This is a genomic window from Myxococcales bacterium, from assembly GCA_016706225.1.
Lineage (GTDB): Bacteria > Myxococcota_A > Polyangia > Polyangiales > Polyangiaceae > JADJKB01.
The window spans coordinates 75,095-86,760 of sequence record JADJKB010000014.1; the positions used below are offsets into that span (position 1 = coordinate 75,095).

5 protein-coding genes are annotated in these 11,666 nt (G+C 68.8%); 4 read left to right on the forward strand and 1 reads right to left on the reverse strand.

Annotated features, from left to right (window positions below):
* Positions 1-28 precede the first annotated feature (28 nt).
* From IPI67_22690 to IPI67_22705, 4 genes are all read left to right on the forward strand, one after another.
* The gene (locus IPI67_22690) at positions 29-2,161 is read left to right on the forward strand and encodes an SDR family NAD(P)-dependent oxidoreductase (protein ID MBK7582990.1); all 2,133 of its coding nucleotides are present in this window, start codon (positions 29-31) and stop codon (positions 2,159-2,161) included.
* Entirely contained in the window at positions 2,158-9,405 is a 7,248-nt protein-coding gene (locus tag IPI67_22695; protein MBK7582991.1) for a 1-acyl-sn-glycerol-3-phosphate acyltransferase, read from the forward strand. The genes IPI67_22690 and IPI67_22695 overlap by 4 nt, the downstream gene beginning before the upstream one ends.
* Before the next feature lie 8 nt (positions 9,406-9,413).
* Entirely contained in the window at positions 9,414-9,809 is a 396-nt protein-coding gene (locus tag IPI67_22700; GenBank protein ID MBK7582992.1) for a YbgC/FadM family acyl-CoA thioesterase, read from the forward strand.
* Positions 9,810-10,235: 426 nt separating this feature from the next.
* Positions 10,236-10,739: a hypothetical protein gene (locus tag IPI67_22705; GenBank protein ID MBK7582993.1), complete on the forward strand. Its 504-nt coding sequence runs from the start codon at positions 10,236-10,238 to the stop codon at positions 10,737-10,739.
* 72 nt (positions 10,740-10,811) lie between these two features.
* Here IPI67_22705 and IPI67_22710 read toward each other — a convergent pair whose 3' ends face one another.
* Positions 10,812-11,567 (reverse strand): hypothetical protein, encoded by a 756-nt coding sequence (locus IPI67_22710; protein ID MBK7582994.1) that lies wholly within the window; start codon positions 11,565-11,567, stop codon positions 10,812-10,814.
* Positions 11,568-11,666 lie beyond the last annotated feature (99 nt).

Sequence of the window (11,666 nt, forward strand, 5' to 3'; positions counted from 1 at the left end):
CGCCGTAGTGGCCGTCACCCCTCCGTGCATGGGCCCGATCGCTGACGCGATCGCGGCGGCGCTGTGCCGGCGTGGAATCAACGCGCAGAGCTGCGACGAGATCCCCGACGCCGCCACCTCGGTCGTGTTCGTCGGCGGGCTCGCGCCCGAGCTGGATGACGACGCCCAGATCGACGTCTGTCGGCAGGCGTTTCGTGCGCTCAAGAGCTTCGCGGCGCGCGCGCTCGAGCACGGCGGTTCGTTCGTCACGCTGCAGGACACCGGGGGTGACTTCGGGATCAGTGGCCACGAGCGTGCCTTCCTGGCAGGCCTTGCCGGCCTGGTGAAGACAGCGGATCTGGAGTGGCCGCTCGCGTCGCTCAAGGCCATCGACGTGGCCCGTGCGGGTGCGAACGAGACCGAGCTAGCGGAGCGAATCGTCGACGAGCTCTTGGCGGGCGGTCCCGAGATCGAGGTGGGGCTGAGTGGCGACCGCCGACTGTGCCCGCGCAGTGTGCTCGCCCCGATCGCCACCAAGGCCGAGCCCCGCGCTTCGGTCCTCGTGTGTTCGGGCGGAGCCCGTGGCGTGACGGCCGCGACCTTGATCGCGCTCGCGCGGCGCTCGCCGTCGAAGATCGCGCTCCTGGGTCGCACCGCCCTCGAGGAAGAGCCCGCGCCGTGTCGGGGCGTCGAGGGGGAGGCAAACCTCAAACGCGCGCTGATGCTGGCGGCCAAAGCCGAAGGCCTGCCGGTCGAGCCGGCAAAGATCGGCGGGCGCGTCGCGCGAGTGCTCGCGATGCGCGAGGTCGGCGAGACGCTCGCCGCGCTGGCGGCGGCCGGTGCCGAGGTGATGTACCTGCCCACGGACGTGGCAGATCGCGAGTCGGTGGCGACCGCGCTCGAGCAGGTGCGCCAGCGTTTTGGTCCCATCACCGCCCTCGTTCACGGTGCGGGAGTGGTCGCTGACAAGAACATCGTCGACAAGAGCGACGAACAACTCGAGCGCGTCCTGGCCCCGAAGATCGGCGGCCTGCGGGCTCTCCTGGCAGCGCTCGCTGAAGATCCGCTGCACACCATCGTGCTGTTTTCTTCCGTGGCCGGACGCACGGGCAACGTGGGCCAGTGTGACTACGCGATGGCCAACGAGATGCTCAACAAGGTGGCCGCACGCGAGCGACGTCGCCGTCCGGGTTCGGTCGTGAAGTCCCTGGGTTGGGGGCCCTGGGAGGGCGGCATGGTCACGCCTGCCTTGAAGGCCCACTTCGAAGCCCACGGCGTGGCGCTCATTCCCCTCGAGGTGGGCGCAAAGATGCTGGTCGACGAGCTTGCCGAGGCGGACTCGGAGGTCGAGCTCGTGCTCGGTGGAGAGCCGCGGCGTGCAGCCATCGCCGGTGAGGCGCGCCCTCACAGCTTCGTGCTGCGTGTGGCTCGAGAGTCGCACCCCCATCTGACTGACCACCGCATCGAGGGCACCGTGGTCTTGCCGGTGGTGCAGGTGCTCGAGTGGTTCACCCGCGCCGCAGAGGCCATCACCGGTCGTCGTGTCGCTGCCATCGAGCACATTCGGCTGTTCCGCGGCGTGACCTTGCCGCGCTTCGACCATGGGGGTGATGCGCTGGCGCTCCGCGCTGCAACGAGCAGCGATGGCGCGCGGATCGCCCTGAGCTTGTGCGACGTCGTCGAGCCGAACCAACGCTACTACGCGGCGGAGGCGGTGCTGTGTGACACGCTGCCGGTGGCGGCCCCGGAGCGCGCGCCCGACGACGAGCTCATGCTCTCTCCACGCCCGGGAGCCATCTACGGTGACTCGTTATTTCACGGGCCCGAGCTCCAGGTCATTCGCAACGTTCAGGGTGTGAGCGACGGGGGCATCGTCGGAGAGCTCGACACCACCGCTTCACGAGCCTGGCGGGACGGTCCGTATCGGACGGACATGGCGGCCCTCGATGGCGGGCTCCAGCTCGCGCTGCTCTTCAGTGAACACTGCCTGGGTGGGCGGGCGCTGCCCACGGCGCTCGGCGCCTACCAGCGCTTCACCGCTGCGCCGCCCGTCGGCCCCGTCTCCTGCACGTTGATTGGACGCGCGCAGAAGCCAACCACCACGAGCGACATCACCTTCCGTGATGCGCAGGGCAAGGTCGTCGCACGCCTGTGCGGCGTCGAGACCCATCAACGACCATGAGCTTCGAGCCCATCGCCATCGTCGGCCGCGCATGTCTGCTGCCGGGAGCGGACAGCCCTCAGGCCCTGTGGGAGGCGGTGAAGGTTGGCAGAGATCTGCTGAGCGAAGTGCCCGCTGGTCGCTGGCGGACGCCGCGGCGTGCGGTCGTTGGTGCGGTGGGCGCGGCGGAGGATCGCACGTGGAGCGTGCGCGGCGGCTACGTTCGCGACCCGAAGCTCGAGCTCGAGGGCCTGCGATGTTCGTCGGCGGAGCTCGACGGGCTCGATCCCCTCTTCTTGTGGCTGGTCCACACGGCGCGGGCAGCGCTCGCCGATAGTGGCGTCGCCGACACCACCAAGACCGGGGCGGTCATCGGCAATCTGTCCTTCCCGAGCGCGGGCATGTCGCGGTTTGCGGAGCGCACCTGGCTTGGGGCCGAGCTCGCACGGGCAGCGGAGCTCGCTGAAGCCGATCCACGCAACCGCTTCATGTCTGGACTGCCCGCGCACATCCTGGCTGCGGCGCTCGGTCTCGGCGATGCGGCGTTCTGCCTCGACGCGGCCTGCGCTTCGTCTCTGGTTGCCATCAAGCTCGCGTGCGAGCGGCTGCACGAGCGACGCGCGGACAGCATGCTCGCGGGTGCGGTGTGCTCGGCGGACGATCTGTTCATCCACGTCGGATTCTGCGCCCTCAAGGCCATGAGTCATACCGGCCAGAGCCGGCCGTTTCATCGCGACGCCGACGGTCTGATGCCGGCGGAGGGCTGCGGCATCGTCGTGCTCGAGCGGCTGGCGGACGCCGAACAGAACGGTCGCAAGATCCTCGGAGTCATCCGCGGCATCGGTCTGTCGAACGACGGTCGCGGCAAGGGGTTTCTCGCACCGGCGGAGGAGGGGCAGATCCGCGCGATGGAGCGCGCGTATGAGGTCGCTGGGATCGCTCCAACCGAGGTGAGCTACGTCGAGTGCCACGCCACGGGCACCAAGGTCGGGGACGCCGCCGAGCTTCGCAGCATGGCTCAGGTCTTCCGAGGACACCCCGACCTGCCCATCGGCTCCCTCAAGTCGAACCTGGGTCACTTGATCACGGCCGCCGGGGTGGCGAGCTTGCTGAAGGTGCTCGCCGCCATGGACGCGGAGCTCTTGCCGCCGACGATCCACGCTTCCGACGCCCTGAGTGACGATCTCGCTGGGACTCCGCTCAGGGTGGTGACGGCGTGTGAACCGTGGAGCTCGAAGGGGCCGCGCCGCGCAGGCGTGAGCGCCTTCGGTTTCGGCGGCAACAACGCGCACCTGATCGTCGAGCAGTATCTCGGACCCGAGCCAAGCGTGCGCGCCGCGAAGGTCCCGCACGCGAGCGCTCGTCCTGCCGAGCCCATCGCGGTGGTTGCGCTCGAGGTGCTCGCGCCCGACGTGGACGGCTCGGTGCTGCTCGACGAGTCGGCGCTGCGGTTCCCGCCTCTCGATCTCGAACAGGCCCTCGGTCAGCAGCTCTTGATGCTCGCTGCTGCTGGGCGGGCGCTCGCGCGGGTGCCACAGGTTCCGCGGGAAACGACCGGCGTGCTCGTGGGAATGGGCTGTGATCCGGAGGTTGCGCGCTACGGCGCTCGCTGGCGCTCCGAAGGCTGGGCACGGCAGTTCGGCGCGAACGAGCGGGGCTTCGTCGAGGCGCTGCAGGACGGTTTCGTCGGACCGCTGCAGTCGGCGGGGGTGCTCGGAACGATGCCGAACATCGTCGCCAACCGCATCAACAGCGCGTTCGATCTGCGCGGCCCGAGCCTGGTGGTGTCCGCGGAAGAGCTGAGCGGCGTGCGCGCGCTTGATGTGGCCTGCCGCGCGCTCCGTCGCGGCGAGCTGGACGCGGCGCTGGTCGGGGCGGTGGATCTCTCCGACGAGCCGGTGCATCGCGCGGCCCTGGCTGCGCTTCGGCCGGACGCGACAACCACACCCGCCGATGACCGCGCGGTCGTGTTGATCCTCGAGCGTCTCGTCGACGCCGAGCGGCTCGGGCACACGGTGCTCGCCACCCTCGGTGACCTTGCTGAAACCGGAGCGGCCGTTCTGCCGCGTCACGGCGCGCACGCTGCGTCGGGTCTGCTCGAGGTCGCGGCGGCGGTTCAGTCCGAAGCGCCCAGCGTCGAGCTTCACCTCGGCTCACTCGGAGGTCAGCGTGCCTCGCTCGTCGTGCACCCGCGAGCAAGAGCTCAGCAAGTCGAGCCCCCGCGTGAAGGACTTCGGCTCGCGGTGCGCCGCGCGCCGGTGCGCATTCCCGCGCTGCCGCCGGTGGCAGAACGAACCCCCGTCGCCAGCGAGACTCCGAGCAGGAATGCTGCCCAGACCATGCCTCGCGCCCCCTGGCTCGAACCGCTGACGGAGCCCGAGCTCGCTGTGACTCCGTCGCCGCACCCCGCCAGCGCTGCGCGCTTCGCATCGCCTGGACAAGCCCACACGGCCGAGTCGCCGCAAGCAGTGCTGGGCGCTCATTCGATGGCGCACGAGGCCACGCTCCCCTCCGAGCCGTCGCTCGCGTGGTCCCCCGCGCAGATGTTGTTCCAGGCCCACGCCCGGATCATCGAGCAACATCACGGCTTCGTCGCGCAGCAGACGGCGGTGCATCAACAGTTCCTCGACGCGCAAGCACGGCTGCGTGCCCAATGGCTCGCACTCAGCGCGCTCGCGCCGGTGAGCTACGCGCCGGAGCAACTTCCTCCCCCGGTGGCCGACGCGCCTTCGCCGGTGACGCCGGGCCCGCTCGCCCCGCCGCGTGCGGGTGCGGCCCTCGATCGCGCGCTCGAAGCAGCCGAGCAGCGCAATCTCCCCGGATTCAAGCTCGACCGCGCTGGCCTCGAGCTGCACTCGAGCGGACGCATCTCGCACATCTTCGGCGCCGCGCTCGGGCCTCAAGACGGCTACTTCCGTCAGGTGCGCATGCCGGAGCCGCCGCTGCTGCTTGCCGATCGCATGACCGGCATCGACGCCGAGCTGGGTTGTCTGGGTCGGGGCTTCCAGGGACTCGGCAGCATCTGGACCGAGACCGACGTGCGCGAGGACTCGTGGTACCTGCACCAGCGCCGCATGCCGGCCGGCATCATGATCGAGGCGGGTCAGGCCGATCTGATGCTGATCAGCTATCTCGGCGTCGACCTCTTGAACCGTTCCGAACGCGTGTATCGACTGCTCGGCTGTGAGCTCACCTATCACGGTGCGCTGCCCGAGCCGGGCGACACGCTCGCGTACGACATCCACGTCGATGGGCACGCCGCCCAAGGCGACGTGCGACTGTTCTTCTTCCACTACGACTGCCAGGTTCGCGGGGAGCCGCGCCTGAGTGTGCGCGGTGGGCAGGCAGGGTTCTTCACCGACGAAGAGCTGGCGGATTCGGCCGGAGTGCTCTGGGACGCCGAGACCCACAAACCCTGCGACAGCCCGCGCCTCGATCCGCCGCCGCGCCTCAGCGAACGACGGAGCTTCAGCGGCGAACAGCTGCGGGCCTTTGCCGCGGGCGACGTGCCCGGTTGTTTCGGGCCGGGCTTCGAGTGGGCCAACACCCACAGCCGGACGCCGCGCATCGCGGACGGTCGCATGTTGTTTCTGGACGAAGTCACCGAGTTCGATCCGGAGGGCGGCCCGTGGGGTCGGGGATACCTGCGGGCCGTGGACACCATCGAAGAGAACGACTGGTTCTTCGACGGGCACTTCAAGAACGACCCGTGCATGCCCGGCACCCTGATGTTCGAGGGCTGCCTGCAGACGATGGCGGTGTACCTCGCTGCCCTCGGCTTCACGCTGAAGCGCGACGGCTGGCGCTTCGAGCCGGTGCCCGAGCAGCCGTTCCTCATGCGCTGCCGCGGGCAGGTGACCCCGACCTCGAAGCACCTGGTGTACGAGGTGTTCGTCGAGGAGGTCGTCGACGGCCCGAGTCCGATGCTGTTCGCGGATCTGCTCTGCACCATCGACGGCCGCAAGGCGTTCCACTGCAAGCGCGCCGCGCTCCAGCTCGTGCCGGACTGGCCGCTGGACGAATTGCTGGCGCGCGAGCCGTCCCTCGCCATCGTCAAAGCCGGGCCGGTCGCCATCCAGGGCGGCTTCGAGTTCGGTTACGACTCGCTGCTCGCGTGTGCGTGGGGTCGCCCGTCGCGCGCGTTCCCGAGCTACACGCCCTTCGACGGCCATCGCAAGGTCGCCCGCTTGCCCGGACCCCCGTACCACTTCATGTCACGGGTCGCGTCGATCGAAGGTGAGATCGGCAAGCTCGAGCGCGGGCAGCGCGTGGTGGTCGAGTACGACATCCCGGCGAGCGCCTGGTACTTCGACCAGAACGGCGTGCGGAGCATGCCCTACTGCGTGCTGCTCGAGGCGGCGCTTCAGCCCTGCGGCTGGCTCGCGTCGTTCGTCGGCAGTGCGCTCACGGTGGAAGAGAACCTCTGCTTCCGGAACCTCGACGGCACCGCCACCCAGCACGTCGAGCTTCTGCCGGATGCCGGCACGCTGCACACGAAGGTGGAGATCACTAACATCTCGGCCACGGCGGGCATGATCATCGAGTCCTTCGACGTCGAGTGCCTGATTGACGACCAGGTGGTCTTCGACATGAAGACGGTGTTCGGATTCTTCCCGGAAGCCGCCTTCGAGAACCAGGTGGGTCTCCCCGTGCCGGAGCACGAGAAGGGCGCGCTCGAAGCGCCGAGCGACGTGCGCGTCGAGCTCACGGGCTCCCCTGCGCGGTTCTTCGACGGGCGGGTGCGGCTGCCCCAGCCCATGCTGCGCATGATCGATCGGGTGACCGGCGTCTGGCCGGAGGGCGGTTCGGCGGGGCTCGGGCGTTACCGTGCGGAGAAGGACGTCGATCCCGACGAGTGGTTCTTCAAGGCCCACTTCTTCCAGGATCCCGTGCAGCCCGGCTCCCTCGGCATCGAGGCCATGATCCAGCTGTTGCAGTACGCGATGCTCGAGCGCGGCCTCGGGGAACGCGGCGGGCACTTCGAGCCGATCCGCATCGGCTCCCCGTTCACCTGGAAATATCGCGGGCAAGTGATCCCGAGCAACAAGATCGTCTCGACGCTGCTCGATCTGATCGAAATCGGTGAAGACGAGCGCGGCCCCTATGCCGTCGCCAACGCTTCACTCTGGGTCGACGGCAAGCGCATCTACGAGGCGAAGGGCATGGGCATGCGCATCGTGCCCGATGGCGAAGAGCTGCTCGATCCGGAGAAAGACAGCTGGCTCGCCGATCACTGTCCGACCTTCACGGTGCCGGCGCTGCCGATGATGTCGATGCTTGATCGCCTGGCGGCTGCCGCGCCCGGTCGGGTCGTCGGCATGGACCGGGTCCAGGTCGAGCGCTGGCTGCCCGTCCCGGCGCCGGTGCGTCTGAAGACCGAACGGCATCCTGATAGCGGTGAGGTAACCCTGCTGGCGTGGCGCGAAGCCGCGCGTTCGGAGCTGTCTCGCTTCGAGCCCGTGGCAACGGCAACGCTGCGCGTGGCCGACGAGTACCCGCCGGCGCCGGCAGCGCTGGCTCCCCTGGTCGATGCGCGAGAGGTCCCGCTGCCCTACACGAGCGGCCGGCTGTTTCATGGCCCCGCGTTCCACAAGCTGAAGTCCCTCTGCATGGGCCAGAGCGGAGCGAGCGCGGTCCTGGATGCCAGCGTGGGTGCCGTTCCGGCCGGTACACTGAACCAGGCGCTGCTGGACGCTGCGACGCACGCCATCCCGCACGATCAGCTCCGACTGTGGTGCGACGCCATCGGGGAGGACGTCGTCGGGTACCCGTATCGAATCGAGGCGCTCACGCTGCACGGGCCCGCCCCGATGGAAGGCGAGGTGCGCTGCGAGGTGCGGTTCGTCGGTTTCGACGAGGGAGCCCGGGAGCCGTCCCGGTTTCCGGTCTTCTCGTTGCAGCTGCTCGTCGAAGGGCGAGTCTGGCTTGCGTGCCGGTTGATCGAGATCCTGATGCCGAAGGGTCCGCTCGGTCTGGCGCCGCCGGAGGAGAGGCGTGCGTTCTTGCGCGATCGCGAGCCGGTGTCGGGCCTCTCCCTCAGTCGTTTCGATGGCACCGAGACCCGCCTCAATGCCAGCGAGGTGAAGGCGAGCAACTGGCTCCCGGGGACCCTCGAGGCGCTCTACGAGGTCGACGGTGAGCTGGTCGAAGCCATCGCCGTGAAGGAGCACGTCGCGCGCTTGCTCGGCGTGCACCCCGGCTCCGTCGACAGCGTCGCGGGGCTGGCGCGCGCTGACGCTCTGCCGTTGACCGCCGTTCGCACCGAGGTCAGCCGCGAGCGGGAAGACGTCGTCGTGCGTTCGCTCGGAGCGCCTGCCATCGATCTGACGGAGGTGCGCGCCTACTGGGGGGAGCACTTCGGGGTCGGGCGCTGGCCGGTGGAAGATCTCTACTACGGGCTCATCGAACGCTTCATCGGTCGGGTGCACGTGGCAGAGCCCGCAGCGCTTCGCGCGGTCGGCGGCCGGAGCCTGCTCTACCTCGCCAACCACCAGGTCGGCGTGGAGTCACTCTTGTTCTCGATCATCGCGTCGGGCTTGACGAGCGTCCCCACGGTCACTCTCGCCAAGGAAGAACACCGCGGCACCTGGCTCGGGCTGCTCATCCAGCACTGCTTCGAGTACCCCGGCGTGATCGATCCCCGGGTCATAACCTACTTCGATCGCTCCGATCCCGAGTCCCTCGGCCGCATCGTCGCCGAGCTGGCCGCCGAGATGGTGGGACCCGGGAAATCCGTGATGGTGCACGTCGAGGGCACACGTTCGCTCAGCTGCCGCACGCCGGTCGTCAAGATGAGCAGCGCCTTCATCGACATGGCCATCGCGACCCGCGCGCCCATCGTGCCGGTGCGCTTCACGCGCGGGCTGCCCGCCGAGCCCGTCGAGACCCGCCTCGAGTTCCCGGTTGGCATGGGCCGCCAGGACATCCACCTCGGTCGGCCGCTCTTGCCGGAGCTGTTCGAGGCGCTGCCCTACAAGGAGCGCAAGGGTGTGGTCGTCGACGCCATCAACGCGCTCGGCCCGCCGAACGCGCTCGAACAGCCGGCGGCGCCGGATCCGGAGTTCGCGGCGGTGGTGCGCGAGCATGTCGCGAAGACCGGGGTGAGTGAGGAGCACGCGGTGTTGTTCGAGACGCTGGCGCGTGTGAGCGAGCCCTGCGCGGCGGTGAGTCGTCTGCTCGCGGCGCGGGGTGGCGGGCTCACGTTCTCCGACACGCCGGAAGATCGCTGGCTCGGTGAGCTCCGCCGTCGGTTGCTCGGTCGGTGAGCGCAAGCATGACTCACGTCCACCCGGTTCAGATCTATTACGAGGACACCGACCACTCGGGCGCGGTCTATCACGCCAACTACCTCAAGTACTTCGAGCGCGCGCGGGAGCACATGCTCGGCCCGAAGGAGCTGGTGCGCCTGCTGAATGACGACGGCGTCGGCTTCGTGGTCTACCGCGTCGAGGTGACCTACCGAAAGAGCGCGGCGTTTGGCGACAGCCTCGAGATCCGCTCCACGGTGCGCAAGGAGAGCGACTACCGGCTGGTGTTTTCCCAGAACGCGCACCGGGTGGGCGAGGACGAGGCGCTCTGCGAAGGCAAAGTCGATCTCGTCACCGTCAACCGCCAGAACGAGCTGGTGGTGGTGCCGGAGTCCGTGATGCGGCGGTTGACCACCGGGTAGGTCGAGGGCGCGCCAGCTCAGTACTCGTGCGGCGTGTACCAGCAACCCGGAGACCGCATCCGTCGTCGGTTGCGGCCACGGGGCGCACGAGCTTCAGCCGCCGGACGGGCGCCAAAGCCCCGCGATTTCGAGGGAGATCGAGTCTTCGCTGAGGACGCCGGCCGCCCAACCCACGATTGCGTTGGCCCATGCGCGCGCGGCTCCTCGCGTAGTACAATCACCCCATGGCGGCGCGAGTAGATCGAGATCGCAAGGTCGGCTCGACCTCGGCCGACGTCGCTGCGCTCGTTGAAGCTCTCGATCCAGAAGTCCGCGAGGCCATCGCGGACGTGGATCGCACTTTGATTACCCTCTCGCTCGAACACTCGCCGTGGGAGCGTCTGCGATCCGCTTCAAAGTTGGCACAATCCCTCGCCAGGATCCGCGATGGCGCGACATCCCAACGCGGCTGATCTTCCGGCGCTGCTGGCGGCGCTGTGCGACGCTGGCGTCGACTTCATCGTCGTCGGCGGAGCGGCTGCGGTCATTCATGGGGCTCCCATCACCACGAACGATCTCGACATCGTACACCGGCGTACGCCAGAGAACGTGGCGCGGCTGCTCGAGCTCGTCCTCCGACTCGACGCGACCTTGCGCTATGACGCGGCCAATCGAGGCCTTCGACCGACGGCCGAGATGCTGGCCGGGAAGGGACAGATCAACCTGTCTACGTGTCTGGGGCCGCTCGACCCGCTCTGCGAGCTCGGTGCAGGCCAGGGCTACGAGGAGCTTCTGCCACACAGCGAGTCGGTGACCGACGAAGGACGCCAATTGAGTGTGCTTGATCTGCCAACACTCATCGCAGTGAAAACGAAGGTAGGGCGCGCCAAGGATCGGATCGTCCTGCCCATCCTCATCGCCACGCTGCAGGAGCGAAACAAGCGGCGATAGCGCCGCTCTGGTTTCGATCCGGTGAGCGTGCGCGCGCCTGAGCCTCGCGCCGTGCGCAACGCGGCGCCAACATCAATACTCGTGCGGCGTGTACCCCGCGGCCGCCGAGTACTCGAGGTACGCCGGCATGATGTAGTCGATGTAGTCCTGCTTGTACTGGGTGCAGCCGGTGGTGCTGCCGTGCGACGCCAGGTTGCCGAGGGCCATCAGCGTGTACTGGTCCTCGGTGCAGCCGGGGTAGAGGGACTTCACCTCGGCGCGGTTGCCGGCAAACCCCGCGACCCCGATGTGGATGTTCACGTCGGGGTTGAAGATCGAGTTGGCGAAGTCGGGTGACTTGGTGTCGGTCGTCAGGTTGGGGTGCCCGTTCGGCAGAAAGCCGGCGTCCCCGGCCACGGGACTGCAGGCCGGGACCACTTGCATCATGCCGAAGCAGTGCGACTCGGCCTCGGTCCAACCGGCGGGGGTGCCGCAGGGCAGGTTGGGGCAACCGTCTGCCGCGTAGTCGAAGCGCGACTCGCCGTAGATCATCGCCTTCACGATCATCGGGTCGGGCTCGGCGTACTGGGCGGTCCACTTCAAGATCGAACAATCCGCGACGTCCGCCGACACGCCGGTCTGCTGTGCGACCAGGCCGGTCTTCAACGGGTCCGGATCACAGCTGCCCGGCGTGATGACGCCGCCCCCGGAGCCGCCCGCGCTGCTGCCGCCTGACCCGCCAGCGCCGGCGCCGCCCGCGCCGCCGGCGCCGCCCGTGGCCCCCGCGCCGTCATCGCCGCCGCAGCCCAGCAGGCAGAGTCCGAGGCCCAGAAGAACCGCGTTGCGCATGGACCGAAGATAGCGCCAAAGCGTGCGGCGCGGCGCGGCCATGCGCGCTCATCGGTGAGGCGGCGCCGATCCCGACTGCCTCGAGGGGCCGCCGCCCCG

Bases quoted from the DNA above. Each gene is read 5' to 3' on its own strand.
- IPI67_22710 (MBK7582994.1), bottom strand. From the start codon at position 11,567: ATGCGCAACGCGGTTCTTCTGGGCCTCGGACTCTGCCTGCTGGGCTGC.
- IPI67_22705 (MBK7582993.1), top strand. From the start codon at position 10,236: ATGGCGCGACATCCCAACGCGGCTGATCTTCCGGCGCTGCTGGCGGCG.
- IPI67_22700 (MBK7582992.1), top strand. From the start codon at position 9,414: ATGACTCACGTCCACCCGGTTCAGATCTATTACGAGGACACCGACCAC.
- IPI67_22695 (MBK7582991.1), top strand. From the start codon at position 2,158: ATGAGCTTCGAGCCCATCGCCATCGTCGGCCGCGCATGTCTGCTGCCG.
- IPI67_22690 (MBK7582990.1), top strand. From the start codon at position 29: ATGGGCCCGATCGCTGACGCGATCGCGGCGGCGCTGTGCCGGCGTGGA.